General features: G+C 70.8%; 24 protein-coding genes. 1 reads left to right on the top strand and 23 read right to left on the bottom strand.

The annotated features are described in order from the left end of the window. Positions 1 to 155: 155 nt before the first annotated feature. From ACF089_RS23245 to ACF089_RS23220, 6 genes are all read right to left on the bottom strand, one after another. Positions 156 to 7,664 carry a LamG-like jellyroll fold domain-containing protein gene (locus ACF089_RS23245; protein WP_392029505.1) on the bottom strand — a complete coding sequence of 2,503 codons (7,509 nt, stop codon included), beginning with the start codon at positions 7,662 to 7,664 and terminating at the stop codon, positions 156 to 158. 793 nt (positions 7,665 to 8,457) lie between these two features. Next, positions 8,458 to 9,321 (bottom strand): hypothetical protein, encoded by an 864-nt coding sequence (locus ACF089_RS23240; RefSeq protein ID WP_392029502.1) that lies wholly within the window; start codon positions 9,319 to 9,321, stop codon positions 8,458 to 8,460. A gap of 34 nt (positions 9,322 to 9,355) precedes the next feature. Beyond that, on the bottom strand, positions 9,356 to 9,580 hold the full coding sequence (locus ACF089_RS23235) for a hypothetical protein (RefSeq protein WP_392029500.1): 225 nt from the start codon (positions 9,578 to 9,580) through the stop codon (positions 9,356 to 9,358). A 25-nt stretch (positions 9,581 to 9,605) separates the two neighbouring features. Then, positions 9,606 to 10,265 carry a DUF317 domain-containing protein gene (locus ACF089_RS23230; RefSeq protein ID WP_392029763.1) on the bottom strand — a complete coding sequence of 220 codons (660 nt, stop codon included), beginning with the start codon at positions 10,263 to 10,265 and terminating at the stop codon, positions 9,606 to 9,608. A 79-nt stretch (positions 10,266 to 10,344) separates the two neighbouring features. Beyond that, positions 10,345 to 10,644: a hypothetical protein gene (locus tag ACF089_RS23225; RefSeq protein ID WP_392029497.1), complete on the bottom strand. Its 300-nt coding sequence runs from the start codon at positions 10,642 to 10,644 to the stop codon at positions 10,345 to 10,347. A 115-nt stretch (positions 10,645 to 10,759) separates the two neighbouring features. After that, the gene (locus tag ACF089_RS23220) at positions 10,760 to 11,113 is read right to left on the bottom strand and encodes a DUF317 domain-containing protein (protein WP_392029494.1); all 354 of its coding nucleotides are present in this window, start codon (positions 11,111 to 11,113) and stop codon (positions 10,760 to 10,762) included. Between the two features lie 427 nt (positions 11,114 to 11,540). Between ACF089_RS23220 and ACF089_RS23215 the strand changes: the two genes are divergently transcribed. After that, on the top strand, positions 11,541 to 11,870 hold the full coding sequence (locus ACF089_RS23215) for a hypothetical protein (RefSeq protein ID WP_392029491.1): 330 nt from the start codon (positions 11,541 to 11,543) through the stop codon (positions 11,868 to 11,870). Positions 11,871 to 11,978: 108 nt separating this feature from the next. Here the strand turns inward: ACF089_RS23215 and ACF089_RS23210 are convergent, their stop codons facing one another. The 17 genes from ACF089_RS23210 to ACF089_RS23130 form a co-directional block, all read right to left on the bottom strand. Further along, positions 11,979 to 12,968, bottom strand: coding sequence for a collagen binding domain-containing protein (locus ACF089_RS23210; RefSeq protein WP_392029488.1), 990 nt, complete (start codon positions 12,966 to 12,968; stop codon positions 11,979 to 11,981). A 192-nt stretch (positions 12,969 to 13,160) separates the two neighbouring features. Next, positions 13,161 to 14,909 (bottom strand): collagen binding domain-containing protein, encoded by a 1,749-nt coding sequence (locus ACF089_RS23205; protein ID WP_392029486.1) that lies wholly within the window; start codon positions 14,907 to 14,909, stop codon positions 13,161 to 13,163. A 61-nt stretch (positions 14,910 to 14,970) separates the two neighbouring features. Next, a complete protein-coding gene (locus ACF089_RS23200) occupies positions 14,971 to 15,711 on the bottom strand; it encodes a DUF317 domain-containing protein (RefSeq protein ID WP_392029483.1) in 741 nt (246 codons plus the stop codon). Between the two features lie 88 nt (positions 15,712 to 15,799). Continuing rightward, entirely contained in the window at positions 15,800 to 16,387 is a 588-nt protein-coding gene (locus tag ACF089_RS23195) for a hypothetical protein (RefSeq protein ID WP_392029480.1), read from the bottom strand. Next, complete coding sequence (locus ACF089_RS23190; protein WP_392029477.1) at positions 16,377 to 16,853, bottom strand: hypothetical protein; 477 nt, start codon at positions 16,851 to 16,853, stop codon at positions 16,377 to 16,379. The genes ACF089_RS23195 and ACF089_RS23190 overlap by 11 nt, the downstream gene beginning before the upstream one ends. Before the next feature lie 37 nt (positions 16,854 to 16,890). Beyond that, positions 16,891 to 17,736, bottom strand: coding sequence for a DUF317 domain-containing protein (locus ACF089_RS23185; protein ID WP_392029474.1), 846 nt, complete (start codon positions 17,734 to 17,736; stop codon positions 16,891 to 16,893). 21 nt (positions 17,737 to 17,757) lie between these two features. Further along, entirely contained in the window at positions 17,758 to 18,237 is a 480-nt protein-coding gene (locus ACF089_RS23180; protein ID WP_392029471.1) for a hypothetical protein, read from the bottom strand. Beyond that, positions 18,234 to 19,121: a winged helix-turn-helix transcriptional regulator gene (locus ACF089_RS23175; protein ID WP_392029469.1), complete on the bottom strand. Its 888-nt coding sequence runs from the start codon at positions 19,119 to 19,121 to the stop codon at positions 18,234 to 18,236. Before ACF089_RS23175 ends, ACF089_RS23180 begins: the two co-directional genes overlap by 4 nt. 33 nt (positions 19,122 to 19,154) lie before the next feature. Continuing rightward, positions 19,155 to 19,577, bottom strand: a complete 423-nt coding sequence (locus tag ACF089_RS23170; RefSeq protein WP_392029466.1) for a hypothetical protein — start codon at positions 19,575 to 19,577, stop codon at positions 19,155 to 19,157. Then, on the bottom strand, positions 19,578 to 20,027 hold the full coding sequence (locus ACF089_RS23165; RefSeq protein ID WP_266510246.1) for a hypothetical protein: 450 nt from the start codon (positions 20,025 to 20,027) through the stop codon (positions 19,578 to 19,580). Between the two features lie 2 nt (positions 20,028 to 20,029). Beyond that, positions 20,030 to 20,488, bottom strand: coding sequence for a hypothetical protein (locus ACF089_RS23160; RefSeq protein ID WP_392029463.1), 459 nt, complete (start codon positions 20,486 to 20,488; stop codon positions 20,030 to 20,032). A gap of 123 nt (positions 20,489 to 20,611) precedes the next feature. Then, complete coding sequence (locus ACF089_RS23155) at positions 20,612 to 20,959, bottom strand: SH3 domain-containing protein (protein WP_392029461.1); 348 nt, start codon at positions 20,957 to 20,959, stop codon at positions 20,612 to 20,614. 204 nt (positions 20,960 to 21,163) lie between these two features. Beyond that, complete coding sequence (locus ACF089_RS23150; protein ID WP_392029459.1) at positions 21,164 to 21,892, bottom strand: hypothetical protein; 729 nt, start codon at positions 21,890 to 21,892, stop codon at positions 21,164 to 21,166. Positions 21,893 to 21,933: 41 nt separating this feature from the next. Beyond that, the gene (locus ACF089_RS23145; protein ID WP_392029457.1) at positions 21,934 to 22,581 is read right to left on the bottom strand and encodes a hypothetical protein; all 648 of its coding nucleotides are present in this window, start codon (positions 22,579 to 22,581) and stop codon (positions 21,934 to 21,936) included. 65 nt (positions 22,582 to 22,646) lie between these two features. Then, a complete protein-coding gene (locus tag ACF089_RS23140) occupies positions 22,647 to 23,258 on the bottom strand; it encodes a DUF3631 domain-containing protein (protein WP_392029456.1) in 612 nt (203 codons plus the stop codon). After that, positions 23,255 to 23,734: a hypothetical protein gene (locus ACF089_RS23135; protein ID WP_392029454.1), complete on the bottom strand. Its 480-nt coding sequence runs from the start codon at positions 23,732 to 23,734 to the stop codon at positions 23,255 to 23,257. The genes ACF089_RS23140 and ACF089_RS23135 overlap by 4 nt, the downstream gene beginning before the upstream one ends. After that, positions 23,731 to 24,366, bottom strand: a complete 636-nt coding sequence (locus ACF089_RS23130; protein WP_392029760.1) for a DUF4913 domain-containing protein — start codon at positions 24,364 to 24,366, stop codon at positions 23,731 to 23,733. The genes ACF089_RS23135 and ACF089_RS23130 overlap by 4 nt, the downstream gene beginning before the upstream one ends. Between the last annotated feature and the right edge of the window lie 17 nt (positions 24,367 to 24,383).

The following is a 24,383-nucleotide window of genomic DNA, read 5'->3' as shown; positions in this document are numbered from 1 at the left end:
GCCATGCGCCCAGCTGTGTTCCCCTCTGGAGTCGTCTTCGGGTGGGCCCCTGCGTCTCGTGCGCAGGCTGCCCGAGTGCGTGCGTCTGAGGCGGGTGTGGTGGTGCTCCGGGCCCTTGGGGGGTCCGGAGCACCTGTCATGTGTGTGTCTCGGGGCTATTCGGTGACGCCGTAGTAGGCGGCGAGGAAGCGGGTGATGTCCGGGCTGTGGCGAAGGAGTTCGGGGAGGTGGGTGGCGAGGGCGGTGCGGGTGGCGTCGGCGAGTTCTGCCAGGGAGTTGGTGGCGGTGGAGACGTAGGGGTCGAGGCGGCGGATGAGTTCGTAGTTGCTCTGGACGTCGACCGCGCGGAGGTCCTTGGCGAGTGAGGGAGGTGCGGTGGCGGGGATGGGGGGCAGGACGCGGGAGATGAAGGTGACGCGGTGGAGGATGCGCCAGCAGGGGGGTTTGCTGTCGCTCTGGCGGGCCTGGCGCAGGGCGGTGGCGTTGGCGTCGTTGCTGTTGGCGAGCCAGGTGGGGTCGATGACTTTGCGGTAGAAGTCGTCGAAGTGGGTGGTGTCCTGGCCGAGGTAGAAGGTCATGAAGCGGTAGGCGTCAACCTTGCCGGGGACCAGGACGGGTTTGTTGTTCAGGTATTCAGGGGTTCCGTCGGCCTTGTACTTCTGGAGGTCGCGACCCGGTTTGCAGGTGACGTCCAGGGAGTGGGCGCGGGTGGCTTCCCGGGAGCGCTGGCGGGTGACGGAGAACCCTCCGCCGAGGGAGCCCTCCATCTGGTAGCCGACACCGATGCCGCCGATGTTGACCTCGATGCCCAGGGAGCCGGTGGTGGTGTTGGTGAAGGTGTAGGAGCCGGCGGTGGTCTCGTTGACGACGTCGACGGTGCCGGTGGTCTCGGCGAAGAATCCGCCGTCGGCGGTCCAGACGTAGGTGTTCGCGATACTGCGGTTGGCGAACGCCTGCGCGGAGTCGCCGACCGGTTTCCGGGAGTCGGGCGCGGCGGGGGCGGGGAGACCGGTGAGGGATTCCAGGATCTTCGTGGCGCGTTCGGCGGTGGGGTCCGGGGCGCTGGTCTCCGTGGAGACGCTGGTGTAGAAGTTCTCCAGTTCCTGGCGCTCGCGCAGGAGACGGCGCTTGATGGCGTACGCCTCGCGGGGTTTGAAGTAGGAGTACTCGCCGTAGCCGGAGGCGGTGGGGTATGCCTCGTCGAGGATTTTGCCGGCCTGGTCGGTGAGGCCGATCGCGCCGTCGAGGGTGCCCTGCTTGGTGTACTGGGGGTTGATGGGGAAGCTGATGATGTTCCAGTCCTTGGGGATGTCCGGGTTGGGGAGCATCCGGTACGCCACCAGTGCGCCGGTGTGGGCCAGGCGCAGGGCGTAGACGTCGGCGGTCTCGGACTGGACGAGGGCGTAGCCCTTGTTCTCGGGGAGGTAGCGCCTGCCCACGGTGGTGTTGCGGAGGGCGGCGGGGTTCTCCCAGTAGCCGGTGAGTTCGGCGGTGGTGTTGCGGTCGGTGGAGGTGCCCTGGGTGAGGGTGGTCTCGTTGGTCCAGGTGTTGGAGAAGTCGGTGGCGTTGGCGATGGTGCCCTTGATGTCGACGGTCAGGATCGGGTTGGAGACGCCGAGGCCGAGCGGGGCGGTGACCGTCGAGGCGCCGAACTGGGCGCCCAGTTCCGCCGCCATGGTGAAGGACAGGTCGACGTTGCGGTTGCGGGCGGAGCCGAGGACGGAGGTGATCTCGTCGGCCTCGGTGAAGGTGACGCTGGAGACGTCGGCGACGTCCGTGTTGCCGGTGAGGTTCTCGGAGGGGACGGGGGGTGCGCCTTCGATGTAGCCGATGAGCTGGGGGTCGAACTGGACCTGGCTGACCCATTCGGTGGTCAGGTCGCCGACCTTGTAGCCGGTGGTCAGGGTCCAGACCCCGTCGGCGATATGGGCGTAGGCGCGTTTGAGGACGCCCTGGGCCTGGCCGTCGGGGGTGTACTGGAGGTCGGCGTACTCGACGGATGCGGGGGGTGCGGAGATCTTTTCGTGGAACGGTGTGCTCACTCCGGCGAGCGCGGAGCGGACGGCGGCGGTGTCGGTGGACACGGGTGCGGTGGAGAGCACGATCCGCGGGCGGGTGGCGTCGGTGCCGGGGTCGAGGTGGTTGCCGCGCAGGGAGTGGTCCGCCACGGATTCGGCGGTGGCGGTGGTGGATTCGCTGTCGAAGGGCCAGTAGGCGAGCAGGTCCTGCTTGTCGCCCTTGAGGCGGGTGAAGAGGTTGTCCAGGATCTGTTCGGGGGTGCGGGCAGTGCGCCAGAGCCGGACCTCTTCGAGGGTTCCGCTGTAGAAGCCGCTGAAGGTCCCGGAGGTGGTGACGGCGCCGAGGGTGAGCTGTTCGTCGCCCCAGCCGGACAGGGGGCTGGTGGCAGGGGTGGTGGTGGGGATGGCGCGCCCGTTGCGGTAGAGGGTGAAGGAGCTGGCGCGGGGGTCGGGGTCGGTGGTCCAGCGCGCGCGGCGCAGTTTCAGGTCGTGCCCGCCGACGGGGTCGGCAGTGGTGTTGCCGGTGTTCTCCTCGAAGGTCCAGCGGGCGATCAGGCCGCTGTCCCTGGGGTGGAGGGCGGTGCCGAGCTGGTGGTTCTCCCGGGCCTTGCCCCAGATGCGGACCTCGCCGATGACGCCCTTGAGCGGGTGGGCGCTGGTGCCGTCCTGGGCGCGGCCGATCTCCAGGGGGCCGTCGTTGCCGCGAGGGCCGGGGCCGGTGTACCGGCCGCTGTCGGTGGTGCCCGAGGGCAGGGGGGTGGGGCCGGTGAGGGCGAGTTCGGTGCCGTCGACGACGAACCGGATGTCCTGCCATTCCTGGACGTCGACGCGCTCCACCACGTCGAACTCCTGCGTGCTGGTGTTGCCGGAGGCGTCGGTGACCGGGAAGGCACGCCTGCCCTTGATCTCCTGGGTGGTGCTTCCGGCCTTGCGGACGACGGCGATCCGGTGGAACCCTGGGGTGATCGCGTTGGCGGAGGTGAAGCGTTTGACGACCGGTCCGGGTTCCTCGAAGGCGAACTCCAGTTTCCCGCCGGTCAGCAGGGAGAGCTGGTAGGGGGTGGTGCCGCCCGCGCCGTCGCCGAGGCGGCCCTTGGAGAGCAGTCCCTGGCGGGTGGTGGTGGAGTCGATGTGGGCGAAGACCTCAATGGTCAGGTCGCCGGTGATGTCGAGGCGATCCTCGTCGGGGGTCTCGGCCCACGCGGTGCCGTCGAACCGCAGGGCCCACGACTGCTCGTACACGGCCGCCAGATGCGCCCACTGGCCGTACGGGTAGCTTTCGCTGCTCTGGCGGGTCTTGTCCCCGAACGCGGCGACGGCACGGTACTCGGACACGGGGGAGTCACACGCCCCGGGATTCTCCCAGGCCCTGCCATGCAGGCCGCGTCCGCCGGCGTCCCGCAGTCTGCGCTCCGCGGGCTGGGAGGGGGCCCATGCCCATGACCCCACCAGTCCCGGTTCGGCGGCGATGATCCGGCGGTTCCGGTCGGCGCCGATGTCCGCGGGGGTGCGGACGGTGGTCCAGGCCCGAAGCTCCGCCATGCTCCCGGAGAAAAACTTGTACCCGTCTCCGGTGTCACGGCCGACGACGACATTGGCACGCTGGCGTGGCAGGTTGGCCGCCGTGCGGCGGGCGACCTCCACTCCGTCGCGGACGATGGTCTGCACCCGAGTGGTGCGGTTGAAGGTGATGGCCCAGTGGTGCCAGTCGCTGTCGGTGTAGCCGGTGGGGGTGGTGAGGACATCGGTGGCGCCGGAGTCGGATGCCAGGGTGAACTGGAACTTGCCGTCGGCAGCGAACCCCATGACCAGCGAGTTGTGCTCGATGGCGACGATCGGGTCGGCGACGGTGCGCCCGGCGGTGCGTTTGAGCCAGCACTCGATGGTGAAGTCGCCCGACAGCGGGTTCCAGTGGTCGATCAGGAGCCAGTCGCTGGTGCCGTTGAAGGTGACACCGCCGCTGAGGACTTCCCGGGACAGCGCCAGCGCCGCGGAGGTGCCGCGGCGGTTGGCGTGCAGGACGCGCGCGCCGGTGGAGGGCACCGTGTTGGGCTTGATCCATGCCTCGGTGGTCAGGTCGCCGGCCGCGGTGGTGATCTGGTCGAGCCGGGCGGCGGGCAGGGACAGCCGGTGGGACTGGGCGCTGTCGAAGGTGAACGCGCGGCCGGGCGAGTCGCCGCGCCAGCGGCTGCCGTATCCGGCGGCCACCGCGACAGCGGTGCCATTGCCCACCGTTCCGTGGGCCTTGTCCGTGTCGGCCGTGACCCATTGCGATCCGCCGGTCAGCAGCACACCGGGGCGGGAGGAGGCAGCCCGGCCGGTGTCGTAGCGGACCCGGGACACCTCCGTGCCCTTGGCGACGGCACCGGTGGGGGCTTGCGCGAGCCGCAGTACGGTAGCCCCTTCGGCCGCCGCCGTGGTCACCAGATGAACTGCGGCGCCGATACGGACGTACGCCGATGCTGGAACAGGGGTGGTCAGTGCCCGGGTCAGGGTTACCTCTGCCCCGGTCGTCCGCTCGACAGCCCCCAGCCGCAGCGGTTCCTCGTCCGCCCCGTTGAGCACCGCGATGAGATCACCGGCCCGGCGCGGCAGCCCGGTGAACCGCTCCGTCTCGCTCCGCGCTCCCACCGTCCTGGTGATCGTCAGATCACACAGCCCCGGCACAACGGCCGCGCCCACCGTGCAGTCCGCCACGGTGATCTGCGTACCGGCCAGGGTGATCCCCGGGTCCCGGGCCGTGAACAGCGTGGTCAGCCCACCACCGGCGAGCCGCTGCGCTCCCCGTGACGCGTTGGTGTCCAGATAGGCGGCGTAGAACTCGGAGCTGCTGCCCCGGTAGTAGAGCGCCACCCGGCCGGCGGCACTGTCCGCCAGGAACGGGGTGGAATCGGTGCGGGCGAATTGCAGCAGCGCGCCCGCGCAGCTCAGGCCGCTGGTGTCGATCCCCACATGCGGTATGGCCAGGACGAGGTCGGCGGCGCCCAGCAGTCCGCCACTGAGTCGGGCCAGTTCCTCCAGGGCGATGGTGATCTCGGCCTGCTTGGCGGTCAGGTCACCGGTGCGCGACGCGAGCCGGGCGGTGACCACGACGAGCCGTTCGTTTTGCTGCTGGCGACGCAGATCAGGTGCGTCGCCGCTGCCCCGTAGATTCATGGTCTCGGCGAAGGGCTCGGTCACCACCGCATGCCACTGCAGCCAGTGGCCGCTGTTGACGTTCTGGAACTTGATCCTCCAGCCGGAGACAAGATCGCCTTGTACGTACCACTGGGACGATGCGGGGATCGTGCCGATGAAAGACCGTTCGTACAGGGCGAGTTGCGCCCCAAGTCCTGTGGACCCCCCTTCGGTATCCAACATCAGGGGCGTGATTCTGTAGCCCTGAAGCATCGAAACCAGCGTCACCACCGGGTTCCCGTAACGGCCCTGGACCCCGGGGAGAGCCATCAGAATCCAGTCATACATGAGGTGAACCTGCGATGTTGTAGCCGGTTGGATTTGCAAGCCGCCGTCGCTGGTCCGGGCCTGGGAGCGCGTCAGATAGTAAACCCCCGACTCCATCTGCAGTTTGTAAGTCCGGGAGTGCGGATCGTTGGCCCCAGTCGATGCGGGTGCCGCGAGGGCCGCGGTCAGCGTGTCCCGCTCCGCGGTGAGTGTGGTGACATCGGTCCGAATCGCGGCGGCCTCGGACTCCAGCACAGCGATCCGGCGTTCCTGCGCGGCGAGGACATCGGTCGTCTCCTGCACCGGCCGTCCGATGTCGGTGAGGGTGAGCACGTCCGGGACATCGGCCAGGCGTCCGTCCACCCCCACCCCGAAGTCGACCGTGGCAATGCACGGGTCCGTGGTCGTGCCGACCGTGCCGGACGCGAACGCCAGCACCACGCGTGCCTGGCGTTTCACCGGCTGGGACGCGGCGTCGTATCCCGACGCAGCGTCCTCCTGCTGGTAGTACAGCGCGGCAGACAGCCCGGAGACGACACTGCGGCCGGAGACGGTGAAGCTGTCCCGGCGCACTCCGGGATGCTCTCCGACCGGCGCGCCGGAGGTCACCCAGGACGCGGTGCCGGTGAGGGTGGCGTGGGCGGCGGTGTCGGTCTGGTCGTAGGCCCGGGTGCCGGATCCCTCGTCCAGACGGTAGTAGCCCGCGAGTCCGGGCTCGTTACCGATGAGCCGGTGCCCGAGATCCTCCGCCAGCTCGTCTCCCGAGCGGGCCCGGGTCCAGATCCGCACCTCGTCGATCACCCCGGCGAAGAACCCGCCCGCCTGTGCCGACCCGATCCGCAGCCCCGCCGCCCCGTCCGACGTGTAGGTGACGGCGCCGCTGCCACTGAGCGTGCCGTTGACGTAGAGGGCGACCGTGGTGCCGTCGTACACCGCCGCGACATGCGTGTACACGCCCGCCGCCACGGTCTGGGTGCTGGTGACCACCGCGCCGGTGGCGTGCTGGACGGACAGGCGTCCGTCCGGGTTCAGCGCGAACCGGAATCCCCCCGAACCGGCGCCCGCCCAGCGGGCGACCAGCGGGCCGCCCGCGGCCTGCGGCCTGATCCACGCCTCGACCGTGTACTGGTTGTGTGCGGCGAAACCCAGCCCAGCGGCGGCGCCGAGATCGAGGAAGGTGTTCGTGCCGTTCAACTGGAGCGCGGTCTCGCCGTGCCGGCCGTCCGGAACGACCGGCACCAGCGGCCGGCCGGTGAAGGGGCAGATCCCGTCCTCGCGTTCGAACACCGACGTGCGGTACAGCGGATCCGGGCTGGTCCAGTACCGGCTGCCCTGGGTGTTGAACAGCCCGTCCTCGGCCTGCTCCACGCTGAAGGCGTCGATGCGCTGCGTGACGCTGTTGTGGGTGAAGAACTGCCACCGCTGCTGCCCGCGCACAGCGGTGGGCACCAGTAACGCGGTGAACCGGCCCTGGGTCAGATTCCGGATGAACTCCAGCTCCTGCGTGGGCTCGTGGAACGGCGTGCCGTCCATGTCCACCGCGCCCAGGCTGTCCTTCGCGGAGGCGGGCTGCGTCTTGTGCCGGCTGCGTTTGAACCGCACCTCGGAGACCGGCTTCAGCCGCCCGCCGACCAGCAGGAACCGGTCGCACAGCAGCGTGTCCGCGACCACCGGCACCGCCGCCCCGCCCGTCGTCCTCACGACGTTGGTCCGGGCGGCGTCGCCGGTGGAGCCGCTCCCGGACTGCAGCGCGAACACCGCGTCCCCGTGCGCCGCCCCGACTGCCTGCCGCAGCACCACCAGATGGGTGCCGTCGGAGAGGACCTGGAACGGGGCCGCGGCGGTCAGCCGCGCGGTCGTGGACAGGAAGCCGTCGATCTCCTCCGGCTCCAGCACCTCATCCGCGCGCGCTTCCAGCCGGCCGCCCCTCTTCACCACGGGCATCGCCGTCGCCCCCGCGACCGCGTAGCCGACCTGGACTATCTCGTTCGGGAACGGTAACTCCGCCGGATTCTCCGACCAGTACGCCGCGTCCAGCTCACCGCGCTGCTCGTCCGCCACGGACAGGTCGAGCACGGTGTAGACGATCCGCCGCCGGTCGTCCATCGCGAACGCCAGGGCTGTGCCCTGGTGGCGCACCATCGTCGTATGGGTGAAGGTCCGGTCGCTGTAGACCCTCAGCAGACTCTGATCAACGGTCATAGATCATCCATCCGGTCAGCACCGGACCGCCGGGGTGCACGCGGAACGGTGACATGGCAGACACGCAGGACAAACAGCCGCCATCGAGCGGCACCAATCCGAGCGGGGCAGATCAAGAAAAAGTGAAACACGCCCCCCGAAGCACCGGATATCGAACAAAGCACCAATGGCTCATTTACGGAATCTTTGTCCCACACAAAGGTCTTGCGCCAGCATCCGTCCGCACGGGCGGAGCCCGCTCTCCCACGCCTCCCGCACACCGCTTCACCAGCCGGAACAAGCCCCGCGATCAGCAGCAGCACGGCCCGGGCCCCACAGCGGCGGGGACCAGAGAGGCGAGCCCTCATCCACACCTACTCCCGGCCATAGCAGGGAGACCCGCCTGCCCGGCAGGGCTTCTGTTCGACACGAGCGGATTCTGAACCCCGTTGGGCTCCGACGGCCTCCCGGACGGGGAGCGGTTCTCTGCGCACCCATTCCAGACGGTAGGGCGGCCCCCTGCCACGGCACCCAGCGGTGGCGGCGTGCAGGACTCCGGGCACCGCCGCTCCCCTGCACAGACCACGCCTTGCCCGTGAAGCCGAAGCGCCCGTGTCCGGCACGGCGCCATCCCGCCCTTGCTGGATGGCGCGCCGCTGCCCGTGCGCGTGCTGGCCGGTTCCCACACCAAGGAAGATTCCGGGATACAGCTGGGGCACAACGTGAACGCCCGGAGGGCCAGGCCGCAGTGGCCTGGCCCTCCGGGCGTTGGGGCGGTTCGCTCCCCGTTCTCAGGTGACCGGGGTTCTGCTGTTCAGCGTGGGGGGCGCTGGACGGCGACGAGCCGGTCGCGCCGCAGGCGTAGTTCGCTCACCCGTTCCTCGGCGGGGAGGTAGACGAGGAGGCCGGTGTGATTCTCGCCGCCGCGGTCGGCGACCGCGACGACGTAGTGGGTCTCCTGGCAGCCGGAGAGCGTGTACGCGTCACCGGATGTGAGGGTGCGGGCGCGGTCGTCGAAGACGTCCAGGTCCTGCTGGTGCCAAGTGCGGACCTTGTCACGCATGTGGGGCAGGGTGAACATCTGCCGCACCAGCTCGGCGTCCTCCCAGTGGATCCGGCACGGTGCGCATTCGTTCGGTGCTCCCGGGTTGGGGCCGGCGAGCGGGCGATCGCAGAACGCCTTGCCGGTAACGGAGTTGCGGCGGTGTCCGGTGACGAGGTTGCCCCTGGCAACGGGTGCCCAGAGCAGGGTGTCATCGCCGTGGCACGGCTCGACCGCGGGCAGGAGCAGTTCACCGGCCCGGCGGCGCAGGGCGTCGAGGGCGTTGCTGAGTCGGGTGCACAGGGTGCACCGGCGGCGTGTCGGAGCCGGCCGGTTGTCGAGGGGTTTGCCGCAGTAGCCGAGGAGGTGCCCCGGGATGGGGAGGTGCCCGGCCGAGCCCCGGCCCGCGTTCCTGGCGGGACGGGCCTCCGGCTCGCCGGGATGCGGCGCGGTGGTGAGGGCCAGGAGGGCGCGGGAGCAGGACTGGCACGGGGTGTGGGCGGTCAGCTCGGGGACGGGCTGGAGATCGGGCGAGTGGGTGGCGCAGGCCGTCATCGTCTCCGTCCCGAGCAGTGCGCCGAAGTGGGCGGTGCCGTTCACGGGACCGGTGGCGAGACGGATCAGCGGCAGGGGCAAGGAGCCTCCGTGGAGCAGAGCGTGTGGGGGAATGTCAGACGCGTCGGGCGCAGAGGCCGTCGTGGTCGACGGCCAGGCGGCAGCCGTCCTCGCAGGGGTGACCGGCCTGTGCCTTGGAGGTGCGTGCACCCTCGTGGCAGTCGGTGCACCAGGCAGGCGCTGAGGGGAGGTCGCGGTTGCGGGCGAGGAAGCCGGGAGCGCCGCAGCGCCAGCAGTTCTCCTCGCTGCCGGCGTACGGTGCCGTGGCCAGGGAGCGCACAGGGGACCTCTTTCGTGCGGGTCGGTCAGATCGGGGGCAGCAGGGTGAGATGGCCCTCGGTGCCCTCGGGCAGCAGCTTTCGCCGTACGGGAACGGGTGAGGCCAGCGAGGCGGCGAACGCGGCGACGAGGTCGTGCGGGGTGGAGGAGCTGAAGGTCGCGCACCACAGGGGCGTGCCGAGGGTGGGTTCGGCCCATGCCTGCCAGCCGGGTAGGTCGGGGCGCGGGTCGGCGTCGAAGACGTGCTGCGGCACGGATTCGAGGGAGACGGTGGCGGTGGTGCGGGGGCGGTCGATGTCGCGGTGCCAGCCCTGGCCGGTCAGCGCGTCGAGGACCGTCTCGGGCCCGCCGGACGGGGCGTGGGGTTCGGCGCGGGCGTCGAGTGCGAGGAGGAAGTCGACGATCGCCTCGGGCGGGGTGCCTGTCGTGAAGTAGGCGTTCCACTCGCGCATCGCGCTGGCGGGGTGCGAGCGGGCGGTGATCTGCCAGGCCACGGGAAGGCCGCCCAGCTCGAACGGGAAGCTGGCGCGGACCCATTCGGCGCCGCACAGGTCGTCGGGGCTCACGTAGAGGAGAGTCTGGCGGGCGGTCGGCCACATGCGCCAGCCCGCGCTGGTGAGGGCTGCGCCGGTCAGGTCGGCGGGGGCGTCGTCATCGCCGGCGAGGTGTCGCGGGGACACCCACAGGTGCGACGGCGGGTCGGGGGTGGACGGGTCGAGGGGGTGGTGCGGGTTCAGCAGCGCCTCCGGAGGCTTGGGGGACGGTTCACCGGCCGGTGGGGCGGGCCGCTCTGCGACGGCCGCGCGGGGGTGCGACGGTCGGTTCCTGCCAGGTGAGACGGACCGCGACGTCCGGGGGCACATGCCCCAGCTGGTCACCGTCGGCGAGGAAGACCAGCGGCATCCCGTTCTCGTCCCGGGCACCGATCACACCGTTGAGACGGTGGGCCATGGGGAAGAAGGGGTTGACCGCCAGCCGTACGGTGGCCGACCGGTCCAGGGCGGACAGCTGGTCGATCAGCTCGCCGACGGTCAGCTCCGGGGTGTCGGGGTTCTGCGGGTCCACGGGATTCTCCTTGATGTTCGGGAGCCGGGTGCTCCGGAGCGGAGGCAGCGTACGTGCGAAGAGTGAACAGCCGGGGTGCCGACGTCGGCACCCGGTTCTCATCAGGTGGCGGGCCTCAGAGCGGATGGGAGGTGGCGAGGACAGCGGCGACCGCCGCCGCGACGACCTGCGCCGGCGTCTCCGTGTCGAAGGTGACGTGGTAGCCGGGAACCTGGGCGGTGCCGGTGACGGCGAGTTTCCAGCCCTCCCGGTCGGTGCCGGGGCGGCCCGTGGGGAACCAGCCGAGATAGAAGCGTCCATCCTTGCTGTTGACGTGAACATCGGCCTGGTCGTCCACGACCAGCTTGAAATCAGCGTCGCTGAACTGGTCGAGCACCGACATCGGCTGTCCGGGGCCGAGCTGCCAGGAGCGCAGCCGCAGCGCCTCGACGGTGGTGGAGAACCCGGGCTGGGAAAGATCGACGGTCAACGCAATCACCTTTCTGACCTGCTATTTCCCTGCGAGTCGTCCACGTTGACATGCCCCTGCCCGCTTGCACCAGTCCTTTCGCGATCTTTCCTGTCTGCCCCCGGCGAACTGTTGAAAATATGGACAGAATGCCCCACATCACTCCTCGCCCGGCACGGGAACATATGTTCGACTAGTGTTCCGTCGGGAGACGGGACGGAACTGGAGCAGGGTGCGGCACCGTCCTCGGGCATGGTGTGGGCCCGGAGCGTGAGCGCGGTCCGGGCGGACGGACGGGAAGAGGCACAGGGGTATGACGATTGAGGCGGGTGCGCGGCCGGAGCGGCGGTTGCGGTCGCGGACGCGGGCGTTCACGGTGGGGCCGGCGAGCGGGCATCTGACCGTGTCGCACGGCCTTGGCGGGGCTCCGGTGAGGGTGGAGATCCGGATGGCGAAGCAGGGCTCGACGTTGCACGGGCTGCTGGATCTGCTGTCCGCATCCCTCTCCCGGGGTCTGGCCGCCGGGGTCCCGCTGGCGGATCTCCTGGCAGACTGCCTGTCCACCCGGTTCGAGCCCGCCGGGATGACCGACGACCCCCAGATCCCGCAGGCGACCTCCGTCACCGACTATGCCGCCCGGCGTCTCGCCCTCGACTGCCTCCCCTACGAGCAGCGCCAGGAGCTGGGTGTCCTCACCCGCGAGGAGCGTGTGACGGGAGAGCAGCGGGTGTGGCCGTGGCCCCTGTCCTCCGGAATCACGGTCTCCCGCCGAGGCTAACCGGCCCCGCGGCGGGCTGCGGTTCCGGGTATGCGTGAGGGCCCGGAGAATCCAGTGGATTGGATTCTCCGGGCCCTCAGTCGGTGTGAGTCGGCGTCGGCCGGTGGGTCAGTTCTGGTCGGTCTCGGTGGTGGCGTGATTCTGGTAGGTGCGGCGTCGGCGGGCGGCGATGACCGCGCCGGCCCCGGCTGCGAGAAGGAGACCGCTTCCGCCGAGGAGCAAGGGGGCGGCAGCGCCCGTGCGGGCGAGTTGGACTCTCTCCGCGGGCTGGCCTGAGTGGGGCGTCGCGTCCGTCGCCGCGGGGTTCGCAGAGACAGAGGCCGAGGCGGTGCCGGTCTTCTGCAGGAGTTTCGGGGTGGTCGTACCTCCGGTGGTGGCCGGTGAGGGCGTGGTGGTCGGCGGCTTGGCTGTGGGCGGTGTGGTCTGCGGGGGTTTGGCGGACGGGGTGGCCGGGGCGGTCTTCTTCACGCTGGTGTGGCTGAGGGTGACCGCGGTGCCGGGCTTGGCGGAGAGCCTCACCGGTCGGGGGTTGGGGCTGTACCCGGCGGGGGCTCTGGTCTCGGTGACCGTGTAGGCGGTGCCGGTGCGGGTGTTGACGGGCAAGGCGGCCTTGGCGGTCCCGTCCTTGCCTGTGGTCAGGGTGAATGCCCGACCGCTGCTCCGGGGGGCGATGTTGATGACGGCACCTGGCAGCGGCTTCCCCGAGGTCCGGTCGGTCTTCTTGACCGTCAGGTTCGCGGGCTTGAACGGATCGACGATGGTCAGGGGGACCGTGGTGCCGGCGGGAACGATGACGTCCTGGTCGGCGACGATGCCGTGCAGTGGGCTGCCGCTGGAGGTCTCTTTGAGCCGGTAGACGCCGGGGGACAGGTCCTGGAAGACGAGCTGCCCAGCAGCGTCGGTCGTGCCGGTGCCCGCTTGGTTCCCGGTGCTGTCCAGGAGGGTGAAGGCCGCGCCGTGGAGGAGGGATCCGCCGGGGTCCTTCTTGAGGATCCGGATGCCCCCGGTCTCGGGCGGTGGGTCGGGTGTGTCCCGTTGCGCTGTCCCGGAGGAGGGGGCGGGTGAGGGGCCGGCGGTTTCGGCGGCGGCGACCGGCACCCCGGCCAGGGTGCCGATTACGGCGGTGACAACGGTGACGGCCAGGGCCGGGCTGCGGGAGGTACGGGGAAGCGTGGGCAGGGAGGGCTCCTGGGCGAAGTGGAGTGCTGGGGAGACGCGGGCGGCCTGCTGCTGGGAGCGGCCCGCCCGCGTCTCCTGGGGGGCTGTCGCGGCGCCGACGGAGGATGCCTGTCAGACGGTGGTCTGTTCGCCCTCGTCGTTCTGGGTCCGCCGTCGCCGGGCTGCCCAGAAGGCGGCGCTTCCGGCGGCGAGCAGGGCACCCGCTCCGCCGAGCAGCCACCAGGTGGTGTCGGCGCCGGTGTGGGCGAGGCTGCCGGACGGCGGGGTGACGTCCGGGGTGGCCGGCGGGTTCATCGGCGGCTTGGCAGGCGGGGTGACGGGAGGCGTGGTGGGCGGGCTGGTCGGCGGCGTTGTGGGAGGAGTCGTCGGGACGGCGCTGTTGCGGAGGGTGACGGTCACGGTCTGGCCGGGCTCAGCGGTGAACGCGACGGGCTTGGGGTTGAGCTGGTAGCCGTCCGGGGCCGTGATCTCGGTGGCCCAGTAGCGGGTGCCCGCCTTCAGCTTGACGGCGAGCGTGGCCTTCGCCGTGCCGTCCTTGCCGGTGGTGAGCGCAAGCAGCTTCTCCCCCGGTGCGTGCTCGCCGTCCCTGACCACGTCCTCGGCGATGTTGATGACCGCGCCGGGCAGGGTCGCGCCCGTCTTCTCGTCGGTCTTGCGGAGGAGGAGACCGGCCTTCTTGAACGGGTCGACGATCGTGATCGGGTTGGCCTGGGCGGTGCGGCCGGAGGTGATGACGATGTCCTGGTCGGGGACCAGTTCGTGGACCGTGTCGCCGGTGGAGGTCTCCCGCAGCGTGTAGGTGCCCGGGGCAATGTTGTCGAAAGCGAGCACCCCCTTCTCGTCGGTCCTGCCTTCGGCGACGACCGTGCCGGTCTTCTTGTCGAGGAGCTGGAAGACGGCGCCGACGAGGATGTCGCCTTCCGGGTTCTCCTTGTGGATCGTCACGCCGCCGGGGGCCGCCTCGACCTGGACGGCGGCGGTGTCCTTCGCGGTGGTGGTGTCGCCGGCGAGGAGCATCCGCTGGGCGGCGGGGTTCTTGGGGGTGAGGACCTTCAGCTCGGAGCCGGGCAGCCCGGCCGCGGTCGCGGTCACCTTCGCGGTTCCGGCCCTGTCCGGGGTGAAGTCCCATTCCGCGGTGCCCGACGTATCGGTGGTGACCTTGCCGGTGGCCGTGTGAGAGCCGGTCCCCTTCAGATCCACGGAGACGCCGGGGACCGCGGCACCAGTCAGGCGGGAGGTGACCTTCACGTCCACGGCGACGTTCTTCCCGGTGTGGGTGGTCTCCACGGGCGGGGTGATCGTGAGGGTGTAGGGGCCGGCGAGCTTCCTGGCCTCGTCGATGTAGCGCAGGGCGAGCGTCCGGGAGGTCGGGGAGACGACCGGGTGGGCGAGGCGTTCCTTGCCGCGCTTGCCGTTGATCGCGTAAGCGCCGCCGGCGAGCCATTCGTAGACGGCGGCGTCCACGGCCGCCGCCTGGGCATCCGACTGGGTCTGGCCATACTTGCCGATGACGTACGAGGCATAGGCGAGGTTCTTCTTCGGGACGGGCTTGCCGGTGACCGACGACGTCCAGGACGAGACGGGCTTCGGGGCGCTGTACCCGTCCGCGTCGGCGGGGCCCTTCTTCAGCGGGTCCGCGCAGTAGGTCTGGGAATCGCCCCAGACCTGGGGCCCCGGCGGGCCGTACGCGCCGATGTGGCTCGACCCGGCGTTCCCGTCGCTGTCGGGAATGCTGTATCCCGGACCGAGATGGTCGGCGGCATGCGCGGCGGGAGCCCCGGCGGCGAGGGTTCCGGCGACAGTGGCAGCCACCGCCACGGCGAGCGGGTGGCGGGTGCGGCGGGCGGGAGATGCGTGCAAAGCGGTCGTGCTCCAGATCAAGAAAAGGGGGATGGGGTTGCTTCCTGCCGTGGCCGGGTGGTCAGCGGGAGCGGCTCGTGGGCAGGGCCGGAGGAGGTGCAGCAGGTTTCGGCGGGGGCTGCGGTGAGGCGGCCCGGGTCGGCAGCCCTTCGGGGAAGTACAGAAAGTCCCTCGTGGCTATGGGGATGTCGTGGACGGTTCGGGTCAGCGGCTCGTCTTCGACGAGGGAGCTGGTGAAGGCGCTGATGAGAGGGACCGGCGTACCGGCGGTGAAGGTCGCCTTCCACACGGGCGGCTGGTCCGGGATTCCGGCTTGGAACACCCAGCTGCCCTGGGGCCGTTCGGTGTACCAGTGCCAGAGCGCGGCGACGTTGTCGGGGCTGTGGAACACCTGCTTGCCGTCTTTGCGGACGGTGTGGCTCCAGTCCTCCATCAGCAGCGGCATATAGCCCACCAGGGCGGGGGTGTCGGCGTCGAGGAGGTAGTCCTCGACGTTGTCCTCGTCCGCCAGGTAGAGGGAAAGGAGTTCGGTGTGGAAGTCGCGCAGCAGTTCCAGGGGTGCCGCGCCGGTGAAGGTGGCCCTCCACTGCGGCTGGCCGAAGGGCTTCTGCAGGGCGGTGGTCCAGGTGCCGCTGGAGGGATTGTCGGGGTCGGGGAGGAATCCGGTCTGCACGCGCAGGCAGGGGCTGGAGGCGATCCGGTGGCCGGCGTCGGGCCGGTGCAGGGACCAGCCTTCCTCGAAGGGGAAGGGCCAGGCGGTCTGGAAGTCGGCGCTGCCGGGGCCGGCCAGGTAGCGGGGCATGATCTGCAACTCGGTATCCGGACCGAGATCATCGAGGGGCAAACGGGCGGCCTTTCTGCCATGGGAATGGTGCGGCCGATACGGCTCGTCAGCGCCGGCGGGCCTTCGCCTGATGGAGAGGGCGCGAAGCGGACGGGGCGGCCGGTGGGGCGACGGTGATGGACTGGACGCACGCGGCATTGACGGCACGGGCGGCCGTGTCGGTGAGGCCGTGGATCCAGAGGCTGCAGACGTCGTCGAGACCCGGCCCGGACAGTTCGACGATCGCGTGCTCGGGGCCGAGCCAGCCGGCGGCCAGCTCTCGGGTGTAGAGCGGCGGTGTTGAGTCGTCCTCGTGGCCGGGCACAGGGAACTTGGCGCCCAGACCGAGCGCGTGCGCGGTCTGGCTGTCGAGCCACTGGGCCGCCTCGCCCTCGTAGTCCTCCGGGCGTCCGTGCTGGACCAGTCCGGCATCGACCGTCGCCCCGACCGCGTTCAGCACGCGCGGCGCGTGACGGATGGGCAAGCGGTGGATCTCCACTGTGTTCCCGGACGGCGTGTGGTGGCTGAACCAGCGGACAGTGACCTCCCCGGCGGCGAAGGCCGTCTGCGTCCAGGGCGATTTTCCGGGCTGGGACCGGGTGACCGTCGGATGCATCCCCTTCGCCCGGAGGTCGCGGAGGGTGCTATCGGGCACGGGGGACAGTTCCGCGGACGCGGGAAGGAGCCGGGAGGAGTGAGGCGGCCCGCTGGGACGACTGGGCCGGTGGTTCGGGAGCGGGGAATCCCCACATACCCGCGTAGGTGTGGACGGCTTGGGCGAGGGAAGTGAAGTCGCCGCCCAGCCAGGGTGGTTTGGGGCTGCCGGGAAATGCGTGGACGAGCCCGTCCGCGTGTCGGTAGGTGCGTGAGGCGTCGCGGTCGCGGAAGGTGCCGTGGTCCTTGAAGGACAGGGCGATGACGTCGACCGTGCCCTTGTCGGGGTGGAGGGCGGTGAGGCGCAGGCCGCCGTATTTGTGCTGGTAGATCGTTTCGTAGAAGTCGATCCGGAGACGGATCTGAGAGCCGGGAGGAGAGGCGGCGTAGAAGCTCTTGCCCACGACCGCGCCGTCCAGCCGGTGGGGGAATGCCTGGGTGAAGAACTGCTCTGCGTGCAGGGACAAGGGGGCTCCGGGCAGGGCGAAGGGGGAGAGTGATGGGTCAGCGTCGGGCGGCGGCGCGGGCTGGGCCGGGGAGGCGGGCGGAGGGGGTGCTGGTGGTGGACCAGCGCGGAACGCTCACGGTGCGCAGGGCGGGGGCGGACCGGGCGTGGGTGCGGGCGATGTCCCTCGGCGTGGGTGCGGGAGGCCGGACTGGTGTGATCCGGGCGTGGGCGCGGGTCATCAGGGAGAGGTATCCGGACCAGCGCAGGGCGGGTTCGGGGTCGACGACGGCGTTCGCGACGGCGCTGATCAACGTGGCGGGGGTGTGGGTGGAGAAGACGGCGTACCAGCCCACGCGCGGCGGTCCTCCCCACAGGCCCCATCGGGTGTCATTACTGGTCAGCTCGGCATCGGGGTCAAGGGTGCCGCGCCGGTACCAGGCTCCGGCGAGGCCGTCGGGTGCGGTCATCTCCCGTCGCCACCAGTCGTCGGATACCGCCCAGTCGGCGTCCGCCAGCGGTGCCAGCACCGGGTGCGGATCGTCGGCGCGGCCGAGTCCGCCCCAGAGGAACGAGTCGCCGTCCTTCTGGTAGGAGTCGACGAGGGCCGTGGTGAGCGCGGTGACGAGTTCCGTGGGAGCGTCGCTGCTGAAGGCGGCGGCCCACTGGGGCCGGGCGAACTGGTGCTGGTAGGCGGCGATCTTCCACAGGGCGTCGTCGTCGCCCTCGGGCATGAAGCCGATCCGGACACGCTGATCGGGAGCCTGGATGTAGGCGTTGCCGAGGTCGTCGAAGGTGAGCTGCCAGCCGGCGTCGAGGGCGGGCTGCAGGCCCAGGTCACCGGTCGATATCGAACCGGCGAGGTAGCGGGGGCTGACGTGGACGTCCCCGTCGAGATCAGTCATGGGCGTTCCCGGAAGAGGTGTTCAGGAGGCGGGGTCCGAGGGCTGGGATGCCGCGTCGCGGGCGGCTCCGGCGACGAGCAGGAACCGGTGGAGCGTCTGCGCGGGTCCCGTGGCGTCGGCGGGAACGGTGTCCTGGGTGAGAAGGGTGAGGGTGGCGCGGACACGGCTGGTGAAGTCGCTGTGCCGGGTGGGGTAGTGGTGAGCGCGGGCCCAGCGGGCGACGCTGTCGTACACATCGGCCAGGGCGGCGCCGTGTTCGGTGAGGCGGTAGACGGGCTGTCCCGCCTGCTGTCCGGCCCGCACGAGCCCGTGCCGGCGGGCGAGTGCGGATCCGTCGCGGACTCGTTGGAGCGGCAGGTCGGGGAAGGTGCGGCTGATCATGTGCCGGGGTACGGGGCCGTGGTCGTCGATCTCGGTGACCAGCCGGATCACCCCCGGATGGGCGAGCACCTCGACGGCCCGGTCGGCCTGAGCGCCGGTGAGCGTGTCGGTGAACGTCATCGGCGGTGGCCCCCTGCCGAAGCGACCGCGGGCATGCGGGCTGGTATCCGGCCCTGGTGGGAGAAGAGTTCACCGGCCCGCCACTGCGCCGACGGCGTGGTCTGCACCGCTGGCGGAGTGTTCGCGGCGGGGGCGGGGAGACGTGAGGACGCGGAGGCCCACATGCCGGTGACGGACTGGGACGGGGCCGACGGCCGGCCCCAAACGGAGTGAGCAGCGGCGGCGGCGAGAGGGCGTCCGGCGGCCCACGCGGAGAGGGCGCGGTAGACCGGGGCCAGGTCCCGGCCGGGCGGGGCGAGCCGGTAGTCGGCCTCTTCCCCGTCGGTGTCGACGAGGCGGTCCTCGACGAGCTGCCGCAGGCGCGGGTAGACGGCGCTGAGTCCGTGCCCGGGCATCGCGTCGGCGGCGACCGCCTTGGCGCTGGACGGCCCGCGCGCCTGGAGTGACCACAGGATCGGGGTGGCGTGCCGGTAGGCGATCAGGACCAGGCTGTCCTCAATGTCCTGGACAGCCGTGGCGGTCGGCGCGCCGGCCGCATCCGGCTGGTGGGGGGCGGGCTTCTCCAGGTGGGTCCCTCCCCAGGCGGCGATCACCGTGAGGACCGGCATCAGCTCGGCGCCACGGGCGGCGAGACCGTAGCTGACGTGACGGGTGCCGTGTTCGGTGCGTTCGACCAGGCCGGCGGCGGTCAGCCAGCGGAGCTTGGGGTGGAGCTGGCCGTCCTGCAGCCACGGCATCCGGGCTTTGATCTCCGTGTACCGCAGGGGCCGTTCGGCGACGGTGGTGAGAATCTGGACGTTCCAGCGCGGGGTGATCATGCCGAGGGATTCGATGACCCGCGACAGGTCGGCATGGACGGTGCGGGGCAGACCGGTGGGGATCAAGAGAGGGAACTCCAGGAACGTAGCGGGGGCGGGTCAGCGCGTACGGGCCGCGGCGGCGGGAGCGGGTACGGCCGACGGGGCGGGCTGAGGTGCCGGGGCGGGCTGGGGCGCTGGGGCGGGGACGCGGTGCAGGCTCTGCAGGACGGCGCTCAACGTCTTGGCGTGGGCGTCGCGGACAGCGACCGCCTCCCCGATGCGACGGGCGTTGTCGAGCAGGTGACCGGCGTCGAACGCGCCGATCGACCGCTCGGAGTGGGCGAGTTGCAGCAGCCGGTCGCGGTGGAAGGCGATGCTCCGCTCGGCGAGCTGGAGGTCAGCCAGGCTGCCGAGGAGGGCGCTCAGCATGCTGTCGTGCGGGACCCTGTCGACGTGGGCTTCGAGTACGGCGAGCGGCTGTCCGTACAGGGTCTCGATCCGCTCCGCCAGTGTCTGGGCCGTGGAAGGGGGTTCGGTCAATCAGCGGGCCTTCGCGGTCGGTGTCCCGGTCGCCCCGGCCCGTGTCAGGGCCGGGGCGACCGGGGGCAGGGCGGTGGTTATCCTGGCCTGCGTGAACTCCACCGGTCGGCCTGCTGCCGGCGCGGACGGGGGCATGGAACGGAGGAGGCCCGTCAGAGCGGTGACGTATCCGTCGCGGGCACTGAGGGCGGCCTCCATCCACTGAGCGTCGAAGCGCAGAGCGTCCGCCGACAGTTCGCCCAGGTCGCGGCCGGGCGCGGTGGCCTGGTGGACGCGGTCGCGGACCCGGACCACCTGCTCCTCGGCCAGGGCCAGAAAGGACCGCAGCTCCAGAGCCCTTCTCAGAGCCGCGGACGCCCCTGTCCCGGCAGCGGCCACGTACAGCTGGTGGATCGGAGCGCCGAACGCCTGCTCCAGCATGGCGTCCTGGCTGGTGGGACGGTCGGCCATACTCACCGGAACGCCCCCTGAACCTTGGACACCGGAAGGCCGGGACGGGCCGGGATGCTGGTCGTGGGGGCCTGGCCCCGACGGGCTGCTGGAGCACTCCCCCGCCAGACGCCGGGGCCGCGCCTGCCCGGTGCGTCCGGGTCGAGGAGAAAACGCAGGACCATGGCCCGCCCGTCCCGGACGTCCACCGCCGTGTTCACGCGCTGGGCGGCCCCCATCGCGGGATCGTCGAGTTCCCCGGGCGCCTCGGCCATGAGGATGGCGACGAGGGCGTCCTCGGCCCGGTCGAGGGATTCCTGGGCGGTCGCGAGGAGGCCGTACCAGCGCACCGCGTCCGTCGCGTCCGGGCTGGCGTGCGGCGCGACGGCCACCGCTCGGCGCAGGGCCGGAAGGCTCATCCGGAACCGCTCCTCGATCCGCGTCGCGAGGACGCCCATCACATCGTCGGAGTCATCGGACACCGCGCACTCTCCTCTTCTGCCTTGGTTGCGCCGGGATGGGGAAATGGCCGGCCGGAGCCGCAAAACGTCGGCTCGGGAACGGAATTCAGCGGAAGCTGCAAGACTCCTGCGGGTCTGCCGTGACTAGTAGCTGAGGCACATCCGCACATCGCGGTACACGTATGTGCCCGAGACCCAGCCCTTGACCTTCGTGGTCTTGTTGGTGATGTGGTGCCAATTACCGCTGGTCTTATGGACAGTGAACTTCTGCCCCTTGTAGAGAATGCCGACGGCCGTGGACTTGGTGGTCGCCTTGGAGCGCATGGTGACGGCCTTCGTGCCGATCACCCACGGTCCGGGCCGGTCACACGGCCGGTGGCCGTGCTCGACGGCGGCAGTCGGTACCGCGGCGGTCGCGGTCGGCGCGGCGGCGAGAGGAAGGGCGAGCGCGCCGAGAACAGCAGCGCTGACAGCGAACCGGGTTGAACGCATGGAAAATTGACTCCAGACGGGAAAAAGAGGAAGGACGGAATGGCACGCCGGGCGCAGTGCCGGGCGGGACAGTTCAAGAGTCCGGAGAATCCCCGATTTCACGAACCGGGATACCGCTGCTATATTCCGCCGACCCCAGGCGCAACAGGATGAATTGACGGGCCGTGTGCCGGTGATGTCTCGGTGCGGGCCCTGTCATGGCAGTCAGCGGGTACGGCCGGGGCCGGGCGCGGAGGGCGCTCGGGGCGGCAGACCGGGCGCAGACGTACGGAGCGCGGACGGTGGAGCGGGCGGCAGGGGAACGGCCTCGCCCCTCCAGTGGTTCTCCCACCAGCTGGTGGCCTCGTGGTAGGTCGCGAAGCCGCCCTCGCGGAGCGTGTGCGTGAAGCTGGTGAGGTCGGCCTCTTCCAGCAGTACCCGAAACGGCAGCGGTTCCTCCTCGTCCACGGCGCGCAGCAGTGCCGTGATCTGGGGTGAGGGGTGGTCGTCGAGGGTGTAGCTAGTCAGGAGGGCGAAGTGATCGCCGTCGCCCATGAGGCGCTGCTCCAGAGCGCGGGTGGTGTCATCGGCCGGCGTCGTGCCCGTGCCGTCGGGGAGGCGGACGCTGTCGGTCGGGCAGCCTCGGGCGATGAGCCAGGACTGGGCCATGGCCGACAGCGGCAGCATGGCGTGCTGAAAGCGGAACGTACGTGCCTCGGGGTCACGTTGCAGGTGGAGGGCCATGATCTGGGGCTCTCCCGGGATACCCCAGGTCGCCGTTCTGTCGTGGAGAACGTAGTGGCTGTGGCGTCCGCCGTCGCTGTGGTGCTCGGCGAGCCTCGTCAGGTCGCTCTGGTTGATGGCGACGTGCTGCCAGAAGGCGTCATCGACGCGGGCGTTGACGGCCTCGTAGCCGTCCAGGCGGAATTCGGGTTCCGTTGAGGATGTGGGCATGGAGCTTTCGGATCGGCAGCGGGCTCACTGCGGAGGGGGTTTCAGTGGCGGGAGCGTGCCGCTGTGGGCCACGCTCCCGCCTTCGGAACGGGCTCGGTGGCGGCGGGTGGGCGCCGCGTTCCGGCGAGGGAGCTGCGGCCGGTGTCGGTGAGGGTGACCGGCTGTCCTGCGTGCACCAGGTGGGCGGTGTCCCGGACGACGAGTCCGCCTCGCTCCAGTCGCTGGAGCTGCTCGTATCCGACGCGGGTCCCGGAGGCGGTGACCACGGAGAGCCTCTGCGTGAGGATGTGCTCGTGGAGTTTGGCGCCCTGGGCGATGGCGAGCAGCGCGGCGACGTCCCGTGGGGGAAGGTCCGTCGCGTCGGTTGGAGCAGCGGTGCGGGCGGCGGTCTCGACCGGCTCCAGCGCGGCCAGTACGGTCGTGTGCTGCTGGTCCCGGGCGGCTGCCGCGTCCGCCAGTTGGCCGACCGTGCGGTCGATCCGTTCGAACAGTGCGGTATCGACCGGGAACTCGCCCGAGGCCAGGCGGTGGAGCAGGACGCGGTAGAAGGTCACCGACATCTCGGCCGCCGCGAGGGCGCGGTGGGCATCGATCAGGCGGGAGCGGGGCTCGTCGAGGAGACCGCGGTCGCGCTGATCCCACAGGGTGTCGATGCTGTGGCCCACGGCCGCCTCGATGCGGTGATCCAAGCCGGTCAGCGCCTTGGGCACCGGTTGGGGCGCGGGTCCGGCAGCCCCGTTCGGGCCGGCTCGCATCAGCAGCAGCCCGCCAGCGCGTCGAGCGCGGCGCGGCGGTAGGACTTGCGGCGGCGGCCGTCCGGCAAGGTGACGTCGCGGGTGGATATCTCGTAGGGGGCCAGGAGCTGGGCGAGCCGTGCCTGGGTGAGGTCGGCGTACCGCCAGCGTCCCTCGGCCACGCCCGGCAGCCGGCGCAGTTCGGCCACCAGGTCCCCGGAGGCGAGGGCGTCCGGATTGCCGAATTCAGCGAAGACGTCCAGGACCGCGTGGATGATCCCGGAAGGACGCGCGTGCTCGCCCGGACAGGACAGGAAGTCCTCGTCGTCCCCGGCGATGTCCTCATCGGCTTCCGTGCAGCAGCAGAAGCGGGACGAGATCAGCAGGGCGAGTTCGTGCCCGGCGGCGAGGCGTTCGGCGACTGCTTCGGTGAGCTGCTCCAGCCGCTCCTGCGTGCCGTCGGGCTGGTCGAGGGCGGGAAGGGCCGGGCCGGTGAGCTGTTCGTCCAGCCGCTGGACTTCCAGGAGGGCGTCGAGGATCGCGCGGTGGTGCGGGTTCTCCGGCGGCAGTTCGGTGCCGCGCAGGGTGGCGGCGAGCTTGTCGAGGAGGGTGGGGAATGTGGTCGTCGTCAACGGACGGGGCCCTTCGGGGTCGGGGCGGGATGGGGAAGGCCGGGTGTCGCATGGGGAGACGGGCCCGGCTTGGCAACTGGGGCGGCAGAACGTGCCAGTTGGGGAGGTCGGCTGCGGGCGGCGTGGGCCAGGGCGCTCAGGAGGCGGCGCGCGATGCCGAGGCGGGCGCGGGCGGTGTCGTACGCGTCCTGCCGGGCGCGGGGCCGCACCGCCACCACATGGATCTCGGTGCGGTGGGCCGAGGCCGGCGGCGCGGGACGCTGGGCGTAGACGATGCGCCATTCGGCCCGGTGATCGACGTAGAGCTTGCGGAGCCCGTCGAGGTCGCCGGTGAGTTTGCCGCCGAACAGCTGGGCGGTGACGACGTCCTGGAGCTGGGCGAGCGCCAGGTCGCGGATGTCGCCCGGGGCGGCGAGAAGGTCGGCCAGGGCGCGGGGATCGAAGCTGAGACCGAACGCCGGTGGCTGGCCGGTCACGAACCGGCCTCGCCCTGCTCTGTGGCTGTTGTCGGTGTGGCGGCGTCGGCCCGGGAGCGGGCGGAGGGGCCCGGTCCGGCCAGCAGCCGGTGGGAGGGCCGGTCCGGGTCGGTCGTGCACGCGGACAGCGGACCGCCCGGGGCCCGGACCGCCGCCATGGCGTGGGTGAGGAAATCCCGGTGCCACACGAAGAGGCCGGCGAGCCCGGCTTCGGGGTCTTTGTGCTGCTGGTAGGCCATCCACAGGGCATGAAGCCAGCCGATGACGTCCTGGTGCTCCTGCCACCGTGCACACCACGGAGCGCTGGTGGTGACCTCCGCGCCATAGATCGGCAGGAGGAAGTCGTCCACCCAGTCGGACAGCGCGTCGAGTTCGTTCTCGTACTCCTCGCCGTCCAGCTCCAGGATCGGCTTCGGCTCGGGCGGGGCGGGAAGCGGTGGGGGCATGCCGGGCATCCCCGCGAAGCCGGAGAGGCCGAAGCCCGGGAACGGGGCTGCCGGGTGGGGAGCGGGCCCGGGGTCCGACGAGAGGCTGTCGAGCTGCCGTGCCTGCTCCGCAGTCTGGTCCAGCAGTTTGCGGACACTCGCCTCGATGGATTCGAGTCCGGAATCAGGCAGCCGTACCGGAGCCATTTCCCCGTCGCCGTCGG

This window comes from Streptomyces sp. NPDC014894 (assembly GCF_043080985.1).
Taxonomy (GTDB): domain Bacteria; phylum Actinomycetota; class Actinomycetes; order Streptomycetales; family Streptomycetaceae; genus Streptomyces.
The sequence above is the reverse complement of the archived record's forward strand: the minus strand, read 5'-3'. Positions and strand labels throughout refer to the sequence as shown.

Coding starts and splice junctions, on each gene's coding strand:
- ACF089_RS23180 (WP_392029471.1), bottom strand. CDS start 18,237: ATGACGTTCACCGACACGCTCACCGGCGCTCAGGCCGACCGGGCCGTC.
- ACF089_RS23150 (WP_392029459.1), bottom strand. CDS start 21,892: ATGCCCACATCCTCAACGGAACCCGAATTCCGCCTGGACGGCTACGAG.
- ACF089_RS23245 (WP_392029505.1), bottom strand. CDS start 7,664: ATGACCGTTGATCAGAGTCTGCTGAGGGTCTACAGCGACCGGACCTTC.
- ACF089_RS23215 (WP_392029491.1), top strand. CDS start 11,541: ATGGCGAAGCAGGGCTCGACGTTGCACGGGCTGCTGGATCTGCTGTCC.
- ACF089_RS23185 (WP_392029474.1), bottom strand. CDS start 17,736: ATGACTGATCTCGACGGGGACGTCCACGTCAGCCCCCGCTACCTCGCC.
- ACF089_RS23130 (WP_392029760.1), bottom strand. CDS start 24,366: ATGGCTCCGGTACGGCTGCCTGATTCCGGACTCGAATCCATCGAGGCG.
- ACF089_RS23200 (WP_392029483.1), bottom strand. CDS start 15,711: ATGCCCCGCTACCTGGCCGGCCCCGGCAGCGCCGACTTCCAGACCGCC.
- ACF089_RS23165 (WP_266510246.1), bottom strand. CDS start 20,027: ATGGCCGACCGTCCCACCAGCCAGGACGCCATGCTGGAGCAGGCGTTC.
- ACF089_RS23155 (WP_392029461.1), bottom strand. CDS start 20,959: ATGCGTTCAACCCGGTTCGCTGTCAGCGCTGCTGTTCTCGGCGCGCTC.